This window comes from Gluconobacter sp. P5E10 (assembly GCF_018812145.1).
Lineage (GTDB): Bacteria > Pseudomonadota > Alphaproteobacteria > Acetobacterales > Acetobacteraceae > Gluconobacter > Gluconobacter cerinus.
This window is the reverse complement of record NZ_JACRVZ010000002.1, coordinates 133,577-157,063: the sequence shown is the minus strand read 5'-3', so window position 1 is coordinate 157,063 and position 23,487 is coordinate 133,577. Positions and strand designations below refer to the sequence as shown.

At 56.9% G+C, this 23,487-nt stretch carries 22 protein-coding genes; 11 read left to right on the top strand and 11 right to left on the bottom strand.

The window, feature by feature from the left end; all coding sequences use genetic code 11:
* Positions 1–22 precede the first annotated feature (22 nt).
* A complete protein-coding gene (locus tag KP707_RS04690; RefSeq protein ID WP_249202791.1) occupies positions 23–1,066 on the top strand; it encodes a hypothetical protein in 1,044 nt (347 codons plus the stop codon).
* An 11-nt stretch (positions 1,067–1,077) separates the two neighbouring features.
* On the opposite strand, the gene KP707_RS04685 is transcribed toward KP707_RS04690, so the two are convergent.
* Complete coding sequence (locus KP707_RS04685; protein WP_211502321.1) at positions 1,078–1,863, bottom strand: SDR family NAD(P)-dependent oxidoreductase; 786 nt, start codon at positions 1,861–1,863, stop codon at positions 1,078–1,080.
* Between the two features lie 77 nt (positions 1,864–1,940).
* Between KP707_RS04685 and KP707_RS04680 the strand changes: the two genes are divergently transcribed.
* Entirely contained in the window at positions 1,941–2,225 is a 285-nt protein-coding gene (locus tag KP707_RS04680; RefSeq protein WP_099211684.1) for a helix-hairpin-helix domain-containing protein, read from the top strand.
* Here the strand turns inward: KP707_RS04680 and KP707_RS04675 are convergent.
* Together KP707_RS04675 and KP707_RS04670 are read right to left on the bottom strand one after the other, a co-directional pair.
* Complete coding sequence (locus tag KP707_RS04675) at positions 2,222–3,121, bottom strand: retroviral-like aspartic protease family protein (protein WP_086633459.1); 900 nt, start codon at positions 3,119–3,121, stop codon at positions 2,222–2,224. The genes KP707_RS04680 and KP707_RS04675 overlap by 4 nt on opposite strands.
* Positions 3,118–4,068, bottom strand: a complete 951-nt coding sequence (locus KP707_RS04670) for a tyrosine recombinase XerC (RefSeq protein ID WP_202207114.1) — start codon at positions 4,066–4,068, stop codon at positions 3,118–3,120. The genes KP707_RS04675 and KP707_RS04670 overlap by 4 nt, the downstream gene beginning before the upstream one ends.
* A 33-nt stretch (positions 4,069–4,101) precedes the next feature.
* Between KP707_RS04670 and KP707_RS04665 the strand changes: the two genes are divergently transcribed.
* Positions 4,102–6,342 (top strand): primosomal protein N', encoded by a 2,241-nt coding sequence (locus tag KP707_RS04665; protein WP_211502320.1) that lies wholly within the window; start codon positions 4,102–4,104, stop codon positions 6,340–6,342.
* Positions 6,343–6,408: 66 nt separating this feature from the next.
* On the opposite strand, the gene KP707_RS04660 is transcribed toward KP707_RS04665, so the two are convergent.
* The 3 genes from KP707_RS04660 to ykgO all read right to left on the bottom strand — a co-directional run bounded on the left by KP707_RS04660 (position 6,409) and on the right by ykgO (position 7,497).
* Positions 6,409–6,639: a hypothetical protein gene (locus tag KP707_RS04660; RefSeq protein WP_211495501.1), complete on the bottom strand. Its 231-nt coding sequence runs from the start codon at positions 6,637–6,639 to the stop codon at positions 6,409–6,411.
* Positions 6,640–6,703: 64 nt separating this feature from the next.
* A complete protein-coding gene (locus tag KP707_RS04655; RefSeq protein WP_249195125.1) occupies positions 6,704–7,330 on the bottom strand; it encodes a M48 family metallopeptidase in 627 nt (208 codons plus the stop codon).
* Between the two features lie 41 nt (positions 7,331–7,371).
* Positions 7,372–7,497 (bottom strand): type B 50S ribosomal protein L36, encoded by a 126-nt coding sequence (ykgO, locus tag KP707_RS04650; protein WP_007281615.1) that lies wholly within the window; start codon positions 7,495–7,497, stop codon positions 7,372–7,374.
* Between the two features lie 142 nt (positions 7,498–7,639).
* Here ykgO and KP707_RS04645 point away from each other — a divergent pair, with 142 nt between their 5' ends.
* The 5 genes from KP707_RS04645 (at position 7,640) to KP707_RS04625 (ending at position 12,782) form a co-directional block, all read left to right on the top strand.
* Positions 7,640–8,128 (top strand): hypothetical protein, encoded by a 489-nt coding sequence (locus KP707_RS04645; RefSeq protein WP_233126102.1) that lies wholly within the window; start codon positions 7,640–7,642, stop codon positions 8,126–8,128.
* A 166-nt stretch (positions 8,129–8,294) separates the two neighbouring features.
* A complete protein-coding gene (locus KP707_RS04640; protein WP_099211696.1) occupies positions 8,295–10,304 on the top strand; it encodes an FUSC family protein in 2,010 nt (669 codons plus the stop codon).
* Positions 10,298–10,498, top strand: coding sequence for a DUF1656 domain-containing protein (locus KP707_RS04635; RefSeq protein WP_046900697.1), 201 nt, complete (start codon positions 10,298–10,300; stop codon positions 10,496–10,498). The genes KP707_RS04640 and KP707_RS04635 overlap by 7 nt, the downstream gene beginning before the upstream one ends.
* Before the next feature lie 16 nt (positions 10,499–10,514).
* On the top strand, positions 10,515–11,465 hold the full coding sequence (locus KP707_RS04630) for an HlyD family secretion protein (RefSeq protein WP_064274642.1): 951 nt from the start codon (positions 10,515–10,517) through the stop codon (positions 11,463–11,465).
* A gap of 129 nt (positions 11,466–11,594) precedes the next feature.
* Positions 11,595–12,782 (top strand): lipase family protein, encoded by a 1,188-nt coding sequence (locus tag KP707_RS04625; RefSeq protein ID WP_346343885.1) that lies wholly within the window; start codon positions 11,595–11,597, stop codon positions 12,780–12,782.
* 43 nt (positions 12,783–12,825) lie between these two features.
* Here the strand turns inward: KP707_RS04625 and KP707_RS04620 are convergent, their stop codons facing one another.
* Positions 12,826–13,941: a hypothetical protein gene (locus tag KP707_RS04620; RefSeq protein ID WP_211506641.1), complete on the bottom strand. Its 1,116-nt coding sequence runs from the start codon at positions 13,939–13,941 to the stop codon at positions 12,826–12,828.
* A 228-nt stretch (positions 13,942–14,169) separates the two neighbouring features.
* On the opposite strand from KP707_RS04620, the gene KP707_RS04615 reads away from it, so the two are divergent.
* Entirely contained in the window at positions 14,170–15,483 is a 1,314-nt protein-coding gene (locus KP707_RS04615; protein ID WP_046900700.1) for a lipopolysaccharide biosynthesis protein, read from the top strand.
* 40 nt (positions 15,484–15,523) lie between these two features.
* On the opposite strand, the gene KP707_RS04610 is transcribed toward KP707_RS04615, so the two are convergent.
* Positions 15,524–17,635 (bottom strand): S9 family peptidase, encoded by a 2,112-nt coding sequence (locus tag KP707_RS04610; RefSeq protein ID WP_249202790.1) that lies wholly within the window; start codon positions 17,633–17,635, stop codon positions 15,524–15,526.
* Between the two features lie 232 nt (positions 17,636–17,867).
* On the opposite strand from KP707_RS04610, the gene KP707_RS04605 reads away from it, so the two are divergent.
* Positions 17,868–18,350: a DUF2501 domain-containing protein gene (locus KP707_RS04605; protein WP_086633450.1), complete on the top strand. Its 483-nt coding sequence runs from the start codon at positions 17,868–17,870 to the stop codon at positions 18,348–18,350.
* Positions 18,351–18,424: 74 nt separating this feature from the next.
* Here KP707_RS04605 and KP707_RS04600 read toward each other — a convergent pair whose 3' ends face one another.
* A complete protein-coding gene (locus KP707_RS04600) occupies positions 18,425–19,189 on the bottom strand; it encodes an SDR family oxidoreductase (RefSeq protein WP_211502316.1) in 765 nt (254 codons plus the stop codon).
* 105 nt (positions 19,190–19,294) lie between these two features.
* Here KP707_RS04600 and KP707_RS04595 point away from each other — a divergent pair, with 105 nt between their 5' ends.
* Positions 19,295–19,717 carry a helix-turn-helix domain-containing protein gene (locus tag KP707_RS04595; protein ID WP_099211710.1) on the top strand — a complete coding sequence of 141 codons (423 nt, stop codon included), beginning with the start codon at positions 19,295–19,297 and terminating at the stop codon, positions 19,715–19,717.
* Between the two features lie 36 nt (positions 19,718–19,753).
* On the opposite strand, the gene mdoH is transcribed toward KP707_RS04595, so the two are convergent.
* Together mdoH and KP707_RS04585 are read right to left on the bottom strand one after the other, a co-directional pair.
* Entirely contained in the window at positions 19,754–21,928 is a 2,175-nt protein-coding gene (mdoH, locus tag KP707_RS04590; protein WP_211502315.1) for a glucans biosynthesis glucosyltransferase MdoH, read from the bottom strand.
* Positions 21,904–23,451, bottom strand: coding sequence for a glucan biosynthesis protein (locus tag KP707_RS04585; protein WP_211502314.1), 1,548 nt, complete (start codon positions 23,449–23,451; stop codon positions 21,904–21,906). Before KP707_RS04585 ends, mdoH begins: the two co-directional genes overlap by 25 nt.
* Positions 23,452–23,487: the final 36 nt, after the last annotated feature.

The following is a 23,487-nucleotide window of genomic DNA, read 5'->3' as shown; positions in this document are numbered from 1 at the left end:
ATGGTCAGGCGTTGGTGTCATCATGAGGTGTCATGTTCTGGTCGCGTTCGGAAAGTCACGATCAGTGATCAATAGAGGCTTTCTCTTTATTGGGCTGGTAGCTCTTACGATCATCCCGGGACTGATGCCGCCTGCGTCTGCGGAAGAGCAGGCGGACTGTGTCACTGCACCAGTTATTCTCCCATTACTGGGTGGGGAGGGAGATGCGCCGCTGATACCAGTGAAAATCAACGGCAAACCCGCTGCGATGTATGTCAGCCCGGCCTTCGATTACATTTACGTCCGGAATTCTGAAGGAATACAGTTTCCCAAGGGCTATGATGACGCCAAAGTCGTCATTAACGGCACCTATAAGGAAAGCGCCTTTCATTCCAAAATTAATGAACTGGTTCTGGATGATATTCCGCTGAAAGATGTAGACGTTGTCTTGCTCGCGAAGGCCAGTACGCAGGTGGTTGACGGGCGACCGATTGTGGGTGTGCTCGGACGCGCGGCGTTATCCCGCCTGGCAGTTCTGATAGATATTCCGGAAAGACAATTCGCGTATCTTGATGTCAAAGATACGAAAGCCTGCAAGCTGGCGTTTAAAACATTCCTGGGAAATGACAGTCATTCCGTGGACATGGAAGATGACTTCACAGTTCATATTCGGGTTGGCGAAAAGAAGAAGCGCGTCAGCCTTGATCCTGATCTGACATACACGACATTTCCGTCTTTCTGGATTTCATCACTAAAGGAAAACCTGGAAGGTCTGGGGGATCAGAAGAAATTTACTCACTATGATGATTTTCTGAGTGTGGGGCAGGGCGCGCTTGTCAAAAACCTTTTTATGGGCGGCGCGCCGATAGAAAATGAAAAAGTTGTCTTTCAGGATGAAGTAGAAATTGGAAGTCTGGGACTTCCGTTCTTTACGGACAAAATCATCATCTGGAGTCTGGAAAACAACCGGATGTATTTCGCCATCCCGGCCCATATGCGCCCTCTTTCCAAAGGGCAGGGGCTGCATTTCTTCGCCACACATTCAGGAAACGTCTCCGTGCGCGACCGGCGCGGAGACGTGCAGTAATGTTCTGCAGGTTAGCTCATAGGGAAGGGTGGCTGCCCGTTTGATGCGGTCACGCCGCCATCAACAGGCATAATCAGTCCGGTAATGTAAGCCGCATCCTCACTGGCCAGGAATGTGATTGCTGCGGCCATATCTTCCGGCTCTCCCAGACGCCGCAACGGAACGCGGCCTTCGACGCTTTTGACGAAAGCTGGATCTTTAAGGGCATCCGCCGTCATGGCAGTGCGTGTGACCGACGGGCAGATGGCATTGACGCGAACGCCGTCCTTTCCGTGATCCATCGCCAGAACACGCGTCAGGTTCACAACGCCGCCTTTGGCAACATCGTAATAGGCCGTGTTCCAGTCTCCCCTCATTCCAGAGACGGAGGCCGTGTTGACGATGTTGCCTTTGCTCTGGATCAGCAAGGGCAGAAAGGTGCGGCTGACATTCAGGGTTCCGGTCAGGGTTGTGGCACACACGGTCTGCCAGGCGTCCAGATCGCCGTCCAGAACCGTGCCGATTGTGGTGACACCGGCGTTGTTCACCAGCACATCCAGTGTGCCAAACGTCTGTTTGGTGAGGTCCAGCAGTTTCTGAACTTCGTCGGGTTTGGAAATGTCTGTCAGAGAGGCCGTAGCTTTGTTCGGGTCGAGGCTCTTCATGACCTCGTCGAGCTTTTCCTGATCCCGGTCCACAAGAATGACATGCGCGCCTTCGTCAAGGAAACGAAGGGCTGTCGCGTGACCAATACCCGATGCCGCCCCCGTCACGAGAACCTTGCGGCCAGTGAAACGTGATAGTCCCTGCGTCGCCATGAATAATGTCCTTTTGTTGCTAGGACTTTAAAGTGCCGCTCGCTACAATGGTTGCCTCAAATAAAGGGCGCGCAGGCATGAGTGATCTCACAATGCTGAAGAATGTTGGCAAAGCAGCACTCGCAGATTTTGCCATATTGGGGATTACCTCAACTGCGCAACTGGCATCCTGTGAGCCGGACGATCTTTATCTGAAGCTCTGTCACCTAACGCAGCAACGCCATGATCCCTGTGTGCATGACGTGTTTGCAGCCACCATCCATCAGGCGAAAACGGGAGAAGCCCTGAACTGGTGGGCTTTCACGCCTGCTCGCAAGGAACGGATGAAAGCCGGGACGTTCTGTACGCTCCCAACTCCTTAACGAACGAAAATCTGGTTTGTGGCGTAAGAGAGCCAGATGTCGTGTTTGGCGAACCAGTCTGAGCCCAGCAGCATGTCAGCCTGATCATGAACCGGGGCGACAGTCAGAACGGGATCAACCCAGACCGTCCCCCCCATGGAAAAGCGCTTGAAGCGATGCCAGTGGTATCGGCGTTCATGCAGGTCCACACCGGCAGTAATACCGCCAGGGTCGAGCGCGAGCAGCTCATCCGTGAGACCGAGGCGATAGGCGAAGTCGGTGCTGACAATATGGGAGCGCGCACCGCTATCGAGAAGTGCTGTTCCGCGCGTCCCATCAAGCGTGAAGGTTACCATCAGGCGCCCGTCAACCTGTCGGGCCGGAACCGTATTCCACTGGCCTTTCCATGTGGGCTGAAGCTGGCAGGACGAGCTGTTTGAGGAAACTTTCCAGAAAATGAGCTTCTGATGGGGAACGTCAAATTCCAGATCATACCCATCCAGAACATCTGCCCCGAGAAGCCCCAGAATAGGCGGATGAATCATCGGGGAACCGGGAAGAGAGCCTATGGGCATGGACCCCGCGCCCAGAGAAAGGTGGCCCAGTTGCAGATCGGCAATACGGACATTGGCCACAAGACGAGGTGTTCCGTTGGGTCCTTGCATAACGGTGTGACGGTCAGGGTCCTGAGGTAGATGAAGCGCTGCAACGCCCTGCGGTGTCATCAGGCTACCCTGTGAGCCTGTGTCTACGATCATGGAGACCGCATGACCGTTGATCTGGGCAGGAATGCTCAGATATCCACCATCATCGCGCAGCGGCAGAACGGCCGCTTGTACCGTGTGGCATGGCACTGCTTCAGCCTTTCCGGTCAGAGCCATAAGAGCAGCCAGAATGCCCCATGTCAGTCTTTTCATTCCTGCTCCGCCCGTGGGTGTGCCTTGCGCCAAACGTCCAGCAGGTGCTTTTCGTCTGCCAGAGTATAAGCCTGGGTGGTGGAAAGACTGGCATGGCCCATGAGTTCCTGAATGGCACGCAGATCAGCGCCACCTTCCATCAAATGGGTCGCAAAAGAGTGGCGAAGAGCATGTGGTGTGGCGGAATCGGGCAGGCCTTCGCCTTTGCGCCATTCGCGCATGGCCCGCTGGGCGACACCGGGATTCAGGCGGCCTCCCCGCACACCGCAGAACAGCGGAGCGTCCGGGGCCGGAGAAGGGTGAACGCCTTTCCATAACTCCAACGCGTCACGGACAGCCGGAAGCAGTGGAACCAGACGTTCCTTCCCCCCTTTGCCCACCACACGCAGCATGTTCTCCCCAGCGTTGGTCAGGTCCCGCACATCAAGAGCCAATGCTTCACCAATCCGCAAGCCGGTACCATACAGAAGCGTAAAGAGTGCCTTGTCCCGGATGGCAGCAGCGCTCGTAAAAGCATCGTCGGAAATCCCTTCCGGCGCGGCCAGGGCCTGTTCTTGCCCAAGAGGACGTGGAAGGCGCTTTTTCAGTCGAGGGGTCGCGAGGAGCCCCGGGGCAGGATTCGAGACATCATGGCGCATGGCCAGATAGCGAAAGAACGATCGCAGGGCCGAAACATGTCGTGCTCTGGAACGAGCGCGCGCATCGGCATTCGTGGCGCGACGTGTGGGTTTTTCGCTGCGGGCTGTTTCATGAGCCAGCCACGCCCGGAGATCAGCAAGGGAGAGCTTTGCCAGAGCAGTCAGATCAACCTCGCCCCCCAGATGCTGCTCAAAGAAGGAGAGGGCCATAACGATATCATGGCGGTAGGCCTCAACCGTTCGCAGGCTGGAGCGTCGTTCATGGGTCAGCCATTCGGTCCAGTCGCGTAATGCGTCATGGGCCATCATGGCATTTGGGGCTCAGGGAGGTTAGACACAGGCATGGCATCCAGCAGCCTACCCAAGCCTGACCTCTGGCGAAAGCCACCCCCCACCGGAACGCGTGTCTCGGTGCTCGTTCCGCTGCCTTTTCCGGGTCCGTTAGACTATCTGGCACCCATGGCGCTTCAGCCGGGCGATCTGGTGTCAATTCCTTTGGGAAAGCGGGAGACGGTCGGATGTGTCTGGGATACGACCAGCACAGTCCCTGCTGATTTCGCGACGGCTCCGGGGCGCGAGGTTCCGCTGTCCCGTTTGCGTCCAGTTGTCGAAAAGCTGGACGTACGCCCTCTGCCGGGCAGTCTGCGGCGGTTTATTGATTGGGTTGCTGCATATACCCTGACGCCGCCTGGTCTGGTGCTGGCGATGGCAACCCGCATTCACCTGAAGGACGCACCAAAGCCTGCGTTGGGTTGGGTCAGAACGGAACAACCGGAAGAAGGCCTGCGCATCACTCCGGCCCGTCGTTCTGTCCTCAATGCGGCTTCCGATGCACCGATGACGACATCTGATCTTGCGGCGGCCAGCGGTGCCAGTTCCGCCGTGATCCGAGGGCTTGCGACTGCGGGGCTCCTTCGGGAAGCCGTCATCTCTGTCGCGGCTCCTTTTGCAACGCCGGACCCAACTCACGGCGCACCGCAGCTTTCTGAAGAGCAGGCAGACGTTGCCGAGCAGCTGTGCCGCCCGGTGAAAGAGCAGCGTTTTGACGTCACTCTGCTGGAGGGTGTGACAGGATCGGGAAAGACCGAAGTCTATTTCGAGGCTGTCGCGGCCTGTCTGGCCCAAGGGAAACAGGTTCTGGTCCTGTTGCCGGAAATTGCTCTGTCAGCTCAGTGGACGGATCGGTTTATCCGTCGTTTCGGTGCAGACCCAGCCGTATGGCACTCCGACCTCGGAACCAAGCGTCGACGCGAAACATGGCGCGCTGTAGCGGACGGGACGGCCCGTGTCGTTGTGGGCGCGCGATCAGCGCTCTTCCTGCCGTTTGAAGATCTTGGACTCGTCGTGGTGGACGAGGAGCATGAGAGCGCCTTCAAGCAGGAAGAAGGCGTCATGTATCATGGGCGGGACATGGCTGTGGTTCGCGCCCGTCTGGCGAACGCTCCTGCCATTCTCGTGTCTGCCACGCCGTCACTGGAGACGCTGGCGAATGTGGAAAGCGGCCGGTACCATCATGAGCTTCTGACGGCCCGCCATGGTGGCGCGACGATGCCAGACGTCTCTCTGGTCGATATGCGGGCTGATCCGCCAGAGCGTGGGCTCTTTTTATCCCCGGTGCTCTGCAATGCCATTGATGAGACCCTTAAGAACGAGGAGCAGGCAATGCTGTTCCTCAATCGCCGTGGCTATGCACCGCTGACGCTCTGTCGTGCCTGCGGGCACCGGATGCAGTGCCCCAACTGCTCCACCTGGCTGGTGGAACATCGCGCGCGTGGCATCCTGACATGCCATCATTGCGGTCACACCGAGAGTATTCCGTCAGACTGCCCGCAATGCCACGCCGAACACTCACTCGTACCCATTGGGCCGGGGATTGAGCGTATTACGGAAGAGGCAAAGCTACGTTTTCCTGAAGCGAAGATCCTGGTCATGTCTTCGGATACGCTGGGCTCCCCGGCGGCTACGGCGGAAGCCGTACGGAAGATCACGGATGGCGAGGTCAATCTTATCATCGGAACACAGATTGTCGCCAAAGGCTGGCATTTCCCGAAGCTGACGCTCGTCGGTGTCGTGGATGCGGATCTGGGGTTAGGTGGCGGCGATCTACGGGCAGCGGAACGCACGGTTCAGCTTCTACATCAGGTCGCGGGTCGTGCAGGGCGTGCTGAGCGTCCTGGCCGTGTCCTGCTTCAGAGCTACGTGGGTGAGCACCCTGTCATGACGGCGCTTGTTTCCAATGATTTCCAGACCTTCATGGAGCAGGAAGCTGAGCAGAGACGCCCTTCTTTCTGGCCGCCATACGGCCGTCTGGCGGCGCTGATCATCAGTGCTGCGACGGCAGATGCGGCAGATGCGCTGGCAAAAGAAATTGCGTTTGCGGCGCCGGAACGGGAAGGGGTGCAGGTTCTTGGCCCAGCCCCCGCGCCCTTGGCTGTGCTGAGAGGGCGACACCGTCGGCGACTGTTGCTGCGAACAATGCGTGGCATCGCCGTGCAGCCGATTCTGCGAGACTGGCTGAAGGATATCAAGCCGACTGGCAGTGCCCGGATCGATATTGATATTGATCCAATTTCGTTCCTCTAAGGGCTGCGAGGAACGGGGAAAGGTGATCTGGCCAGCAACCTGAAAAGGTGTCTGGCCAAACCAAACTCAGGCCTTCCGGTTGCGGAAGAACTGGATGGTTGCTGCCACGACGGAAATCACGGCGAGTGCCTGTTGGAAATAGGGGCGGAAACGCTTGGGGCCGATCGTGGCCATGCCCGTCATGACTGCCAGACTGATTTCGCGGGCGCGACCAGCATGCTTGCAGCAGGCTTTGACTTTGCTGCAGCAACCCTGTTTTGCGGGAGCCTGATCGGTGGGAACTGTTTTGGTTTTCATGAAGGTCCTCCTGAATAGAGTGAATCAGGGAATGAACGCTGACGAATACAAGAGGTTGTGTTCGTCAGTCTTCCTGTCCGTCTTTCTCTGTCTGAAGGATTTTGAGTTGCTTGTCTGCATCAGGAGCATGCGGATCAAGCTGCATCATCTGTTTGTAAGCACGAAGGGCAGCGTCTGGCTCGTGCCTTTCCCGCTCTGCATCCGCCAGCATTCCCCATGCCGTTGCGTCACCGGGGTCTGCCTGAATAACCACCCCGAGATCGGAAATCGCACCATTGTTGTCGCCTGCGGCAAGGCGCACGGCAGCACGATAACGGCGGAGAATGGATTGCTCAGGCTGGATGGTGATGGCAGAGGTGAGGTCGTCTTCCGCGTTCTGGAAATCGTGTTTGCCGAGTGCGTCCTGCGAATCGGATAGGAGCATCCGTACAGCGCCTGTCAGGCTGCGGCTGCGCAGGCTTTCAGCCTGGTCAGCAAGCTGACGTGCAATTTTTTCATTTCCAGCGAGAGCGAGAGCCTTTTCCGCCTCAACAAGACGTTCCTGAACGGTCTTGTGGTGTGGATGTGTCTTGCTGGAATCGTTTTTTGCAGGGGGAGGAGCGCTGGCCGGTCCGGACGTTTGGGACGGGGCAGGGGTCGGTGGTGTGGCAGAGGAAATGGCCGGTGCACAAAGCAGAACGGCGCCAGCCATCAGCCAGCGCCGTCTGTTTGATATCCGGCGGATCAAAGCTATTAGCCCTGACGTGCCTTCATGCGCGGGTTCTTCTTGTTGATGATGTAAACGCGTCCACGACGGCGGACAACGCGGCAGTCCTTGTCGCGGACCTTTGCGGACTTCAGGCTGTTGCGGATCTTCATGATGTTTCCAGGCTCTCGACTGTATGGCCCACAATGGACCGGATAGCGGGCCGAAACGCCCGCAAAAGGATGGCCTCGCTTAACGACCGTCCCTTAAGGAGTCAAGGTCAACAGCGTCCCGCAGCGCGGAAAAGCTGCCAGAATGCGTTCTGCAACGGTGTGTGACTATCATGCCATGAGGCTTGTCCGGAGATTATTTTCCCCTAATCATGCCGTCATGATCAAGCGTCGCTTTGTGGCCTCCCTCCTTCTGGCCGTCCCGCTCGCCTTTCCATCCCTGGCTCACGCCGAGGATGGAGGGGCCAAAACCAATGATGACGACCCATCGATCAATGCTTTGGGCATCGGGGTCAATCAGGTCCTCAAGGTTCTGCAGACTCACCCCGATTCTGCCACGGATGCCTGCATCAACGCCCTCAAGGAAATGCATGCTGCGCAGGACCAGCTGAGCAAGGAAGAGGGCCATGAAAACAATCAGGACGTTGAGGTGGCGCGGGACGTGACATCGTCCACCATGGAAGACGTGACAACGATCTGTGGTGCGGATGCACGGACGCTGTGCAGGGAGTCAGCGGAAAGTAATCCGAAGCTCGACGCAGCGTGTCATGCTTTGCCCCATGAAGACGACTGAGGATTCGGTACATCACGTTCAGGCGATAAAATCCGTCAAATCATGTCAGAGGCAATACAGGGCTAACCTTCTTCTAAAGTGAGGAGTAGGGTTTTCAGTCTGAGTTGATGACTGGAACTGTAAGCTGCGCCGGAATGACCCGTTTGCCTGGCAGGGATAATCTGTCTTGACCGCCACGTTACAGTCGGTCTTTCGCCCGGGATGGATCCAGTTCAGCCTCCGAACCTGGATTGCGCTCGTGCTGGCTTTGGCCACGGCGTTCTGGGCTCAGGTTGATACACCGGCCGGCGCTGGCGTGACTGTCATGATTCTTGCCCAGCCCCTGAGAGGGCAGGCCCTTTCCAAGGCATTTTATCGCTTTCTCGGCACCCTGCTGGGTGTCGGCGTTTCTATCCTTCTGATTTCCATGTTCAGCCAGGATCGTGGCCTCTTTCTGGGAGGCGTCGCTCTCTGGATGGCTGGTTGTGCCTTCGTGGGGACGCTGGAGCGCGACTTCCGGGCTTATGGTGCCCTTTTGGCTGGCTACATGGTGGCGCTTGTTGCTGTTGCCAGTATCGATGCGCCCCAGAACATCTATCATGTCAGTGTGGCGCGTGCCTCAACGGTCGCTATAGGCGTTGCATCCATTGCGGTTGTCAATCTGCTCTCTGGCTCACCACAGGCCTGGCGCAATCTCGCCAAGGGGCTCCAGAATCTGGGGCAGAGAATCCGTGGCCTGAGCCACTCCGCCATCATGGGAGAGCCATCCCCCTCCGCGCAGGGCACTACTGCGCTGGCTTCCGAAATCCTGTCTCTGATGACGCAGATTTCTTACGCCCGGACGGAGCTGGATCGTAGCCGCCTGCGGATGGCAGGAGCCAAACTCAGCATCATCGGTATGTTGACGGTTCTCACCTGTAGCCGTGCGATTTCTACGTTGCTGAGTGAAGGTGGGGTAACGGACATTCTGGTCCGCTACGTGCGCCAGTGGCACGAGCGTGTTGAGGATGGCACGAACCGTCAGGAAACGATGGGCACCATCCTGTCCAACATCCGACGGGAAGATCCGGAGTATTTCCCGACACCTCGGGATGCCTGGTTTCTGGAGCGTGCTGCGACTCTTCTGAGTAACCGGCTGCATATTCGCACGGGTATCAGTACACTCATGAAGGCGACACCGGCAGGCGAGGCGCTGAAACTGGCGACGCTTTCAAATAATCCAGACTATATTACAGCGTTCATCAACAGCATGCGTGTGCTGCTTGGTTTCAGTTTTATAGCAGCATTCTGTGTAGGAACGGGCCAGCCAGCTTCTGCTACGGCCCTTTCCCAGAGCGCACTCGTTCTTGTCCTTGCATCTTCGTCACTAGACACGGCCGTGTTCGGTAAGGGCGCGATGATCGGGACGCCTTTGGGAATCCTTGCGGCCGGGTTTCTGTCTTTCTGGGTCTTACCCCACGTCTATACGCTTCAGGGGCTGGCTTTTGTTCTGCTTCCCCAGACCGTTATTGCCTGCCTGCTTCTGATGAATCCGAAAACAACCGCTGTGGGCTTTCACTATGGTGCGTTCTTTCTCGTTTTCGTGGGCTTGGGTAACCACCACAGTTACGACCCAGGCGCTTTCCTCGAACGCAACACGTTCTATTTCCTGTCAGCGGTTCTTTCATTCATCCTTCTGGTTCTGCTGTGGCCCCCAACTGCGCGCCGCCATCGGTTCCGCATTGCCGTGACCATTTCTTCGGATCTGGAATCACAGCTGAGCGGTCATGGTGAGGCTATGGGCCCCGCGTTGCTCAGCCGGAAATATGATCGTCTGAGCCAGCTCCTGTTGTGGACAAAGCGTCTCCCGAAGCGCGGTACGGCCTCAGAGCACGTCTTTGAGCGCCTTGTCGCGCTGGAGGATCTGTCCAGCACGATTGCCCGTGTGCGTCTGTACCTCGATCAGGCGGCGCGGATGCCGTCTCTCAGGCACCTTGTGAGGCCTGCGCGTAAAGCGCTCGCACAGGATAGTCTGGCGCTGCTTGAGAGTGAGCTGGCAGATATGACGCAGGCCTTCCTTGACCGTCTGCGTCTGGGCGCCCCCAGTGAGGAAATTCTGATCCTCAACTGTGTTGGTGGGCTGGAGTCCGTGCGCGTCATGCTTCTGCGAAATCGGACAGCCGTTCATCATTATGGAATAGGACGCAAACGATGGTGATGAGACAGGTCGTAGACCTTGGCGGTTTGCTTGTGTCCGCGTTCGTCGTCAATCTGGCGTTGTCACTTCTGACGCTGGCCATTCTCCGCTGGCTCATGGGCTGGCTTGATCTGTGGCGTTTCGTCTGGGATCCGCCGCTTGCCCAGTTCGGCATTCTTATCTGCCTGCTCGGGCTCTATACCCTGATCCTCTGATACAAGGCCGTTTCAAGTGCTATCCAGTGCCCATCGTCTGATCCGCCTGACCATTACGATCTCCATTCTTGTGGTGGCTGCCGTCGTGGTGGTTATCCTGTGGGATTACTACACGGCCTCTCCCTGGACCCGGAATGGCCAGGTGCGTGTTCAGGTCGCCAATATCGCGCCACGTGTTTCAGGGCAGATCCTGCATGTGAATGTGCTGGACAATCAGCCGGTTCACCATGGAGACGTCCTGTACGAAATTGACCCGTTCGATTTCCAGGTTGCGGTGGATGCGGCCAAAGCCAAGGTGGCCGAACGCAAGGCAGACATGGAGTTCAAGGAAGTTCAGGCCCAGTGGCGTAAGGCCATTCCCGGTGTGGCGGTCTCACAGGAAGAAAAGAAGCAGTACGTTGCACTGTCGCAGCAGGCAGCAGCGCAATACGCTTCTGCTCAGGCAGACCTGCGTCAGGCAGAGATTAATCTGGACCGTACAAAAGTCCGCAGTTCCATTGATGGTATTGTCACAAACCTGATCATGCGACCGGGTGACTTTGCAACGGCTGGCGTCGTGAACATGCACGTCATTGATACCAACTCATACTGGATCGACGGCTATTTCGAAGAGACCAAGGTTCATGATCTGGATGAAGGCGATCTCGTTCGCATGGATCTGATGGGCTACCACGACCCGCTTTTCGGACATATCGAGAGTATTACGCGCGGTATTGCCAGTAACAATGCACTGGTGAATGAGCAGGGTCTGCCGACAGTTGATCCGGTTTATACATGGGTGCGTCTGGCACAGCGTATTCCTGTGCGCGTGAAAATCGACAAGGTCCCGTCCGATCTCACATTGGCCGCTGGCATGACCGCAACCGTGACGGTCGTTTCAGAGACGGGAAATCGTCGTCATCGTTCAACGCAGGATGCGTTTCAGCATTTCGGTGATGATGTTCGTCATCTCTTTGGTCACAAATAACCGAAATTCCAGTATCCGGGGCGAAAAGGCCCCGATTTTGGTTGGCACAAGATTTTCACACAACTTTTTCCGTCAGAACCCGTACCTTACTTCGTCAGGCCCACAGAGCATTTCAGGTAAGGAAGAATTGTGCGCGTATCTTTTTCCCGTAAGACGATCAGTCTGGTTATGGGTGGCGTTTGTATGGCTGCCATCACAGCGCAGGCGAATGCCGCACCTCAGAACAGCGCACAGAAGCCGGGTGTTCTGCTGAACTCTGCTCCGCTGGCAGAGACCCTGAGCCTTCCGAATGCTGCTCGTTCCCTGCGCATCACCTATCTTTCCACAGATGGTGTTACGGGGAAGGGGCTTGTCCCCGTGACTGCCGAAGTCATTGTTCCTGCTGGCGAAGCCCCTGCAGGCGGGTGGCCGATTGTCGCCTGGGCGCATGGTACGGTTGGAAATGATGACAGCTGCGCACCGTCTCTGAACCCCTATAGCGAGCGCAATACTCATTACCTGTCCGAATGGATGAAGCGCGGTTTTGCCATCGTCGCAACGGACTATCAGGGGCTGGGCACACCGGGTGTACACCCTTATCTGAATACACGGGCTGAAGCTTACAGCGTGCTGGACTCTGTACGGGCGGCGCTGAAGTCTGTGCCGGGCCTCCAGAACAAGGTGATGATCGTCGGGCAGTCTCAGGGCGGTGGTGCAGCTTTTGCCTCTGCAGCGTTTGCACCGACTTACGCTCCCGATATCAATGTGCGCGGGACTGTGGCGACAGGCATCCCGTACATGACGCCGGAAATACTGTCTGGCCTGTTGCAGGAAGCTGGCAAGTCATTGGGATATAGCCCGTTGGTGGCTTACACGCTGCTGATTGGTTCGTCCTATGCTGGTCTGCATCCGACCTTCCGTCCCGAAGACGCCTTTACGTCCAAGGCTATGCCGGCGTTCAAGGCAGCGGCTGACTCCTGCCTGACGGGCCTGTCAGACATGGCGGAGAAAGACGGTCTGACGCTTGCGAATGCGCTTCAGCCTACGTTTGTGAAGGCCATGACGCCTGCATTCAAAACAATGACGTACCCGACCCTGAAACTGGCCCAGCCACTTTTTGTTGGAACGGGCACCGCGGATCAGGACGTTCCGCCGCAGCTTCAGGAAGGTTTGGTCAAGGCAGCCTGTGCCGCTGGATCAACAGTTCAGGCGCATTTGTATAAAGGGCTGGACCACTCCCAGACAGTCAATGCGTCCCTGCCGGACTCTGCGGCTTTCACGAAGGCTGTGATGGCGGGTGAGCCTGTCACACCGCAGTGCACGCCGATTCCTCAATAATCAGATGATCACCCTGAGGGAGAGCCGTCTTCCTCAGGGATTTTCAGACGTTGTTCATAAAACTGACGATCGCGTCAGCCGCTCTCTGCGATGCCCCGAGCAAGGGCTCCCCAAACGTTTCCCGGAACAGTTTTTCCTGCACTGGCCGATAGAACGCATGGCGTTCCTTCGCCCTTGCAACCGCAGGCATAATGTCTGCGGGGTCATCGACCACCTCTCCGAGTGTCCAGTGTAAAAAATACGGGTCGTCACGCCATGGGAGCTTGTGAGGATTCAGGAAAATACAGGGGCGCGGGATGGCCAGAAACTCATAAACCTGACTGCTGACATCCCCAATATAAAGGGCCGCCTGAGACGTGTAAGTCATGTCCAGCATGGCATTTGAGCCAGTGTCCACGAGCACCTCGGGGCTTTGCTGGCGTTGAAGCAGACGCTCCCGGATGCCGAAGCCTTTGTGGAACATCTTGATGTGGGGGGCCACAACCAGATTGTACTCGTTCTGTGCCTTAAAGCCTTTGATGATGGTGTCCATACACGTGGGGGCAGATGTCAGGACACGCTGATAGTGCGGATTATAGAGCGCGAAGGGACGTTCGTTGCTGAAAGAAACGGCATTTTCCCGACGGACGGCTTCGAATACATCGAATTTGGGATAACCCACGATGCGTGATGCACCGTTCTGGAGAAGCTCTTTGTCCCGGAAGTAAGTCTCGACTTTCGGACCGGGCACAAGCGTTAGGTCAAACTCTCGAACAAGATGCTCGTCATTAACGTAACGGTCTCCGGCGCCATGCATCAGCAGGATAAGTTTCGGGCCGTTCAGCCCCATATCTTTCAAGACACCTGCGGTATATTCCGTTGCGACGACCACATCGTACTGGTTTAACTCTTCAACGTTCTCCTGAAGAATGACCAGTCGCTCCTGATCCAGCCGCCGTGCGCGTTTCAGGATGTTTGCTTTCCAGGATCGGGGAAACGGCAGCAGCGGAAGCGGCGGAACATTCAGGGCGCGTCTGATGCGCACCAGATGATCAATGGTCTCTGGAAAGCTGTAGTATTCCGTGACGTCACATCCCGGTATTGCCGCAAGTGCACTGGCAACGGATGCGGTGTGATAGCACTGATAAGGCTCGGCAATATAAATGAAGGCGATTTTCATGAGCGTCTTTTGCGTCCTGCCCGGAGCAGACTGCCTGCTGCTCTTGTCCGGAACGCCGTCTGCTGGAAGGGCGCCATCCCGGTTATGAAGTGCCTCTGAAACACTTCGGAGGCTCGGAATAGGGCCCTGTTCATAGCCCTCGCGTCCTCGCTGTCAAGAACGCGGCAAAACGCAGGGATGCATGTTCTGGCATGGACACTCCCGGGGCTTTGTGGTCAGAAAGCCCGCATGTCCGCCGAGCGCTCTGTTTTCAGATCCATTTTCCGAAATGTCAGTGTTCTCACCCTTGGCCGTGTGGTCAATGCCCTGTGCAGCTTTGTCTATATCGCGTTTACCGTGCGCGCTTTGGGTCTCTCTGACTTCGGATTGCTGATCCTCATCCATTCTCTGGCCTCGACCGGATCCGTTCTGTCACGGATGCAGTCCTGGCAGACGCTGATCCGCTTTGGCAGCGACGCATTCAGCAAGAACGAAACAGACCTGCTACGGAAGGTCGTTCATTTCTGTATCCGGCTGGATACGATGTCTGCGGCCGGGTCCATTATTTTCGGGCTGGTCGCCGTGCAGATTTATGGTGTGACGGCACACTGGTCCAGACATGTCCGGTTTCTGGCGGATCTATACGTGATCGTGAGCCCACTGATGTATTCAGGCTGGGCCAACGGTATTCTGCGAATGGCGGGGAAATTTCACCTTGTCCCGATCATTGATACCTGTGCCGCGATCGTAAAGACGGTGGGAGTTCTGGTCGGATATGCCCTGCATCTGAAGCTTGGATATTTCCTTGCGATGTGGGCGCTCGCGATCATCATCGATTACGGTTTCTACTTCTATTACGCGATGGATATCCTGCGAAAGAAGTTCCGATTCCGCTATTTCCAAGCCTATCGCAGTTGGCGCTGGCAGATCCCCGGCATGTGGCAGTTTACGCGTGCAGCCAGCGTAAACCAGACACTCGGTAACATTTCCGGGCATGTTGCAACGCTTCTGGTCGGTAACGGCCTTGGCCCGGCGGAAGCTGCTGTTTTCCGCGTTTGTCGCCAGATTGCGGACGGGATTGTTACGCCTGCCCAGCTCATCTCGCCGGTGCTTTACCCGGAGCTGGTCAAGATGCGGGATAAGCAGGACTGGAAAGGCCTCAAGCGCGTTACATGGAAAATGTTTGGCGTGCTGACCGCACTGTCCCTGCTGCTTCTGGTGCTGTCTGCGTTTTTTGGCTCAAAGATTTTCCGTCTGATGCTGCATGTTCATGTGCATCACACATCGCTTTATATTTCCATCATGCTGATGGCAGCCGTTTTCAGCCTGCTGGTTATTCCGCTGGAGCCCCTGCTGATCGTCGTCGGGCATGTGAAGTTCCTGATGACCAGCCGCACGGCCATTATGGCGATCTATTTTCCCGCGCTCTATGTCCTGACCATGCATTTTGGTCTCGCCGGTGCCTGCCTGACGACGGCTGCCTGTAACGCAGCTATCTTACTGTCGCGGTTTGCCGGGGTCTGGATGTTTGGCGGACGGATCGGGAAGCCGAAACCCGAGTGATGTCTGACCCACTGTAGGTGTGGGCCAGACTGTCATCCCTTTAACGCAGCGGCGCGCGATCCATTGCCCAGATGGCGAAAGCCTGCACCAGTGCAACTTCTTCCAGTCGCTTGAAGCGCCCGGATGATCCACCATGGCCAGCATCCATGTTGATGCGGCACAGGAATGGGCCGCCTGAGGCCACTTTACGGAGCTTGGCAATCCATTTTGCAGGTTCCCAATATGTCACTCGTGGATCTGAAAGGCCTCCCATGGCAAGAATGGGCGGGTAGGGGCGCGCCTGAATGTTGTCATACGGGGAATAGCTGGCAATGAGATCGTAGGCCTCTTCGTCTTCGAGTGGGTTTCCCCATTCCGGCCATTCTGGCGGCGTCAGCGGCAGGGAAACGTCAGACATGGTGTTGAGCATGTCCACGAACGGCACCTGCGCGGCGATCCCGGCAAAGAGGTCGGGTGCCATGTTGGCGACAGCGCCCATCAGTAGGCCCCCGGCTGAGCCCCCATGAGCAACGATGCGCCCTGCTGAGCCATAGCCCTCTTTGGCCAGATACTCTGCGGAAGCAATGAAGTCCGTGAAGGTGTTGGGTTTGGTTTTGCCACGTCCTTGAAGAAACCAGTTCCAGCCTTTCTCGGACCCACCACGAATATGCGCGATGGCATAAACCCATCCGCGGTCAACGAGACTGAAGACTGTTGTGGAGAACCCTGCGTCCATCGCAATGCCGTAGGAGCCATATCCGTAGAGCAGGAGGGGGGCAGAGCCATCCAGCGGCTGGCCTTTCCGCATCAGAACGGTGACGGGAACCTGCTCGCCATCCGCCGCCGTCGCGAACAGACGCCGCGTTTCATACCGCGCTGGATCATGGCCAGACGGGACATCGCGAACCTTCTTCAGGGTTCGCTCGCCGGTTGCCAGGTTGTAGTCATACCAGTGCGCTGGCGTTGTCGGGGATTGATAGACGTAGCGCAGAACAGAGCCGTCATATTCCAGAATGCCCTGAAGGGTCAGATCATATGCGGGTTCGTCCATTCCGATCGTGGCGGCCTGCGCACGAACATCTCCTGTTACGCCTGCCTTTACGACGCGAATATAAACGTTTCCGTCTTTTCGCTCTGCCCATGCCAGATAATCACGCGACGCCGTAGCCGCCAGAAGGTAGTGCCCCTCCAGGTACGGGACAAACGGGCGCCAGTTTTCCCGATCTGTGGCCGTATCGGGCGTTTGCATGAACTGGAAATCGACAGCGCCGCCCGCGTTGGTGAGAATGATGAAACGATCATTCCAGTGCGTGAAGGAATAGCGCTCTCCCCGGACCAGGGGGGCCGCAACAACAGGCATTGCTGTCGGCTCGGCAGCAGGAATCAGAAGCGTCTCATTCGTATCGTGATCCCCGCGTTCGATAACGATCCACTTGCGTGAGGCGCTGGTGCCGATGCTAAGGAAAAAGCCTGCATCGGTTTCATCGAAGACGAGTACATCCGCCCCGCCGGTCAGAGGACGGCGGTAAATCCGCGAGGGGCGGCCATTGTCATCCCTGAAGATCCAGAACAGCCACGCACTGTCAGGGGAAAGAGCAAAGCTTCCAGTCGTGCTCTCAACCGCGTCGGCGCAAAGTTCTCCGGTTTTCAGGTCCTTGACCTGAATGCGATAAACTTCAGAGCCCTGCACGTCTTCGGAATAGACGAAGTAGCGATGATCTGCAGAGTGGGCCGTCCCGCCGAGCGCATAATAGTCAAACTGTTTGGCGCGGGCGTCCACATCCAGAAGGATCTGCTCTTCTCCGCCGTCGCGCGGGCGCCGTGCCCGGAGAGGATGCTGAGCCCCATCTTCAAAGCGGCTGTAATAGGCCCAAGGACCATCAGGCACGGGAATGGATTCTTCGGCAGGGGGAATACGACCGATCATTTCCTGCAGAAGCTCTTTGCGAAGTGGTTCCATGTCAGAGAGCACGGCTTCGGCGTAAGCATTTTCTGCTTTGAGGTGATCGGTGATGTCCTGGCGAAGGACAGATGGATCCCGCAGAACCTGCTGCCAGTTCTCGTCCTTCATCCAAGCGTAGGAGTCAGTTCTGGTCCGGCCAAGCTGCGTTGTTGACAGGGGCTCCTGCTTTGGAGCCGGCGGAACGGGGAGGGATTGCATCGCGTCTGACATATCCGAAACCTTGGCGCAGAAATGCCGGGGACTCAATCCAGCGTTAATGGACTGCCTGAATGCGGGGCCTCATGGCGTTATAAAATCGGGAAAGATGATTCGAAAAGAAACCAAGCCGGCTCTCAAGTGTTTCTAGAAAACGGCCGTGAGATAGCCAGCAGAGTATTACTCTGGTGATTATATTTCTGAATAGCCGCTGTGTAATAATATCGAACATGGAAAGACTCCATCCATGAATACCAATAAGTATTTTGCCGCCGTAGCCGCACTTGGCCTCGCTGTTTCCGGAGCTGCCTTTGCACAGACAGCACCGCAGCCAGGACAGCCGATTGTTCCACCGGGAACTCAGGCCGTGATTACGCCAAATCATGTGCAGGCCGTCGGTAATCTCAACGGTATTGCAACTGCATCAACACCTGGCACGCTTGGCGAGAACGGCATGCCGTCCATCGATAATGCCCAAGCTGGCAACGTGGCAGGCCTGACGTCCTATTGTATTCATAAGAAGCTCTCGCTGGGTACAGGGCCGCGCTCGGCATCCCGCAAGCTTGCCAAGCGCTCTGATGTCCAGAATGACCAGTACTACTCACTGGGTGGCCGCGGTCTGCTCCAGACGAGCAGCAACACGCCGTTCGACATCTCCACGCTCCCGAAGGACAAGCAGGTTCTGGTCTGCCGCGATCTCTTCAAAAAGGCTCAGAGCCTCGGCAACTGATTCTTTTGAGTTTTCGTCCTGCGAAAAGCCCCGGAGCAACTGCCCCGGGGCTTTTTTTTATGAGTATTGGCCTCTTAACCGTTGCGGGCTTGCGCGGCAAAAGCATTGAGCTTGGTCAGTGTTTCATCAAACTGACCATTGGCCTCTGCAAAGCGCAGAAAGCGCACGCGTTCGACAAGAATTTCCGGTGGCGTGGGCTGTTGCGTCAGCAACGCCATGACTTCATCCGTAAAGTCCGTCAGGGGCTGATAGCCGGGGCGCGTTTCCTGGCCAGGCGTGAGGCCTGTCTGCACTGCGGGTGGTGCAAGTTCGATAACCTCGACTTTCCCTTTCAGAACCTCTCGGAGGGCAATCGTGTAGGAATGGATCGCGGCTTTGGTGGCGTTATAGGTGGGTGTTGTCGTCAGCGGCACGAATGCCAACCCGGATGTCACATTGATCACGACGGCATCCGGCTGCTTAACCAGATGATCCGTCAGGCTGTTGATCAGGCGGATTGGCCCAAGGAGGTTGGTCGTAATCGTCGCTTCGGCGTCCGCCACGTCATGCGTCTGCGCCAAATCTTCAAATCGCATGATGCCGGCATTGTTGATCAGAACATTAAGTGACGGGTATGCGCGCAGAAGCCGTTCTGTAAAATCGGCAATCCCCTCTGGGCTTTCAATATCCAGCACCAGTGCATGCATGTTCGCCCGACCGGCGATCGTTTCATCCAAAGCATTTTGGCGACGCCCGGCGACGATAACCGTGTTGCCAGCATCATGCAGTCGTTGTGCAAGAGCCTGGCCTATGCCTGAGCCGCCACCGGTAATCAGGATTGTGTTGCCACTCGGTTTCATTGGATTTGCTCCATTGAGAATTGGAACACTCTATCTAGCGGGCTATCGTCAATTCGAAAGAAGGCACCTCAAAGATTTATACGCACCGAAAAGAGAGTGACCCCTATGACGGATAACCCCTACGAAGCCTCGCCTGAACGCCGTGCCAAGCGTTTGGCCGAAGCAACGCCACCTACGGAGTGCGATGCGCGCGTTGAGCGATTGGTGACGGAGCTCATTGGTCGCGTTGCTGACAAATGGACGATGATCATTCTGGAGGTTTTGGAAGAGCACAAGGAATTGCGCTTCACGCAGTTGGCACGAAAAGTCGAGGGTATCAGCCAGAAGATGCTGACCCAGACACTCCGGCAAATGGAACGGGACGGGATGGTGACCCGTACGATTCACCCGGTTATTCCGCCACGGGTGGACTATCGTCTTACACCGCTGGGACTAAGTCTGGGCGCAGCGTTTTGTGGGGTGTGGATCTGGGCGGAGAAAAATCTGTCTGAAGTGGAAGCAGCCCGGAGTGCGTTTGACAGCAAATAATCTGTGGCTGGCATACTTTGCCAGCCACAGAGAGAGTTAGTCCGGCAGGTTCTTGACGAGTGCGACGCCTTCGGCCGCCCCGAGGACTGAGGCCTTTTCCTGTCGGGTCAGTTTGGAAAGGGCAGCCTTTATAGAGGGCGCCTCTTTCAGCTTGACCAGTCCAACCAGCAGGTTGGCATCAATCGCACTGCCAGCCTTACGGGTTGGCGGAAGTGCGCCAAGGTGGGCGTCTAGAAGTATGCGATCCGTCCGCAGAAGGGCGAATGCCTCGCTGGGCGGCTGATGAGGGGCGTGCAGGGCTTCTGTGCGCAGACGTTCGTTCTCTTCTGCAAGACGAAGAATAGGCGGGGGGGCCGTTTCTTCCTCGATCAGCAGAAATCCAGCCCGACGGAGTCCCAGCCCAACGTCGCGACTGGCTGTAACGGCCGCGAGTGGAATAGCCAGCACAAGCCCCAACAGAACCGGTGTCATCCACAGAAAGAGTGCGTGTGAAACGGACCATGCGGCTGCGGCCAGCAGAAGGCCGAACACTGTATAAACCCAGTATCCACGTGCAACTTCACGGAGTGAAACCCGCCCGTCTTCACGGTTCTGGGCATTCCAGCCAGAATCCCGGCCCAACAGAATGGAGATAACTCCAGACGTCTGGATCAGCATGGCAATCGGCGCAATCAGGCCACCAATCAGGGTTTCCAGAATGATGGAAAGGAAGAGCCTGATAGCACCGCCGGAGCCGCGCAAGGCAGCGCGATCAAACATCATGGCGATGAACGCTAGGAACTTTGGCGCCAGAAGAATGCCCATCGTGCCGATGAACACAAACTTTGCCTGCACAGGATCGACGCGTGGCCAGTGCGGATAAAGCGTAGGCTTCGTGCCGAAATATTCCGGATGATAGAAATGCGACTGAAGGGAAATCAGGATCCCGAACAGCAGGAACAACAGCCAAAGCGGAGACATGATGTAGGAACCAATGCCCGTCAGCATGTGTGTACGGCTGACCCAGTGCAGGCCTTTGGTTCCAATAATCTTGGCGTGCTGGAGATTGCCCTGACACCAGCGTCGGTCACGGATGGCCACATCCGTTAGGGACGGAGGGCTTTCCTCATAAGACCCGAACAGGCCAGGCACCATGTGAATGGCCCAGCCGCCGCGTCGCATGAGTGCTGCTTCGACAAAGTCATGGCTGAGAATATGGCCGCCGAAGGGTGGTCTGCCTTTCAGATGCGGTAGGCCCGCTTGTTCGGCGAAAGCCCGCGTCCGGATAACGGCGTTATGGCCCCAGTAATTTCCTTCCGAGCCATGCCACCAAGCGATGCCATGGGCAATGAGTGGGCCATATACGCGGCCGGCGAACTGCTGCATGCGGGCAAATAATGTCCGGCCGCCCACAATAACCGGAAGGGTCTGGATCAGCCCGACGCCTTCATGGTTCTCCATGGCGGAAACGACACGCACGATCAGGCTGCCGTCCATCACGCTATCAGCATCAAGGGTGAGCATCTGCTGGTACGAGTCACCAAAGCGTGTCACCCAGTCGCCCAGATTGCCTGCCTTGCGATCTGTATTCTGATGGCGGCGGCGATAGAAAATGCGCCGATCATCGCCAGTGGCCCGACGGAGGGCAAGGAAGGCACGCTCTTCCTGTAACCATACGTCCGGATTGGTCGTATCAGACAGAATGAAGAAGTCGAACGCATCAATCTGGCCGGTGGCAAGAATGCTGTCATAGATGGCCTTCAGGCCGCCCAGAACGCGTTCCGGATCTTCATTATAAGTCGGCATCAGCACGGCAGTCCGTGCTTTGAGCACCGGAAGAGCACCATCCCGATGAATGCCGAGCCCAAGGCCTCCGCGTGTGATCAGGGAGACGAACCCACCAAGACTTGAGGTGAAGGAAAGCGCGATCCAGAAACCGAGAATAGCGAACAGAATCAGCACAATCACGCCAAGCGTAGACACGCCTAACGAGTTAAAAACCTGATTGATCCTGTAGATGCCAAACCCGGTCAGCGCCAGCGCTGACCCAAACACGAAAAGCCGTCGCAGCCAGAGTGTCTTCGGCGTCGTGTCCAGAACCCTGAAAGGGCGACCATGCCGGTCAGGCTGCTGATGAAGGTTTTGAGGCTCCATCCTGAGCGGAGCCTCATGAGGCAGGAATGGTGCTTCGGACGGAGACATATTGGTTACGGCGTCCAACGGTACATCCATTTTTCTGAGATCGGACCCTGATCGCTCGCAAGCTGCGCCTGGAGTTCAGAGGCCTTGGCATCGCCCGGAACGAATTCAAAGGTTGTTCTCCAGCCTTTGATGTTCGGGTTAGGCTCAACAACCACATTCCGGATGGTGCCGGGTGAAGCCTGTGAAATCAGGTGGAAATGTGCGTCTTGCGGGATGTTCTGGAATGGCGCGCCCGTAAAGTCGATCACGAACATTCGTGCATCGGCGTGGTCAGTGACTGCACCGATACGGGTCCCAGCAACACGTGCCAGCGGTGTGGGCCACGGCGTATCCCAACCCCAGTACATCCGGTAGGTAAAATTGTATTCCTGGCCGGCCTTAAGAGCGTCTTTCGGACGCCAGAACGTCACGATGTTGTCGTTGACCTCATTGGGCGTCGGAATTTCGACGAGATCAACCGCTCCATCACCCCAGTTACCAATAGGTTCGATCCACAGGGACGGGCGCTTCTCGTAGTTGAGAGCAAGATCTTCGTAGTCATGGAAGGAGCGCTTGCGCTGCATCAGGCCAAAGCCGTGCGGGCTGCTATCCTGGAAGGCCGAAAACTGGAGGTCCGTCGGGTTGACCAGTGGACGATAGAGCTGCTGCCCAGATCCGGTCCACACCTGAAGCGCCTCGCTGTCATGAGCGGCCGGGCGCCAGTCATCGACGTGGTTATGTTCGTTGGCATCGAAATAGAACATGCCCGTGAGAGCCGCGATGCCGGACTCGGTTATATCCTGCCGGGGGAAGAGCGATGACTGCACATCAAAGACGGTCGTGTCGCCGGGGCGGATCGTGAAGCTGAAAGCTCCCGTGACGGACGGACTGTCCAGAAGGGCATGAATGACAACAGACTGAACGCCAGGCTCCGGCTTTTCCAGCCAGAATTCGCGGAACAACGCGAACTCCTCGCCTTTCGTGTTGCCAGTGCCGTTGGCGAAGCCGCGGGCGGACAAGCCGTAGTTTTGCCCCTTGGCCACCGCACGGAAATAGGATGCGCCGAGAAAGACGGCGCATTCTTCCATTTCGCCCGGTGTGTTGATGGCGTAGCGAAGGCGAAGACCGGCAAACCCCAGATCATCGGTGACGCGCAGCATCGGGTTGGCATAGCTGAACAGGTCAGGGTCGTAGGCAATCGGTGTCGACTGGCCACCGATGACTTCATTCATCGCGATCCGGGGCTTGTAGAGAAAGCCGCGCGGGAAAAATTCGACCTCAAACGCCAGGCTCTGCCCATGCCAGAGGGCGCGGTCCGGGTTAAACGTAATGCCCCGGAACTGGTCAAAATCCAGATTGGAAATGGCAGAGGGCAAACTTTGCGGAGGTGGAGCGTAAGGAGATCTGGCCAGTTTCTGCGCAATGGCACGGACAGTTCCATTGTCGAACGGAACAGTCTTTGGAGCCTGCTTGACAGCAGGCGGCGCGGACTGGGCATAAGCGAAGCGGCCAGACGTTCCCATCAGGGACAGGCCTGCCCCAAGCTTTACCAGATCACGACGCAGGATACTCATACTTTTCCCAACAGTCCCAGTTGTATGCCTCCCCCT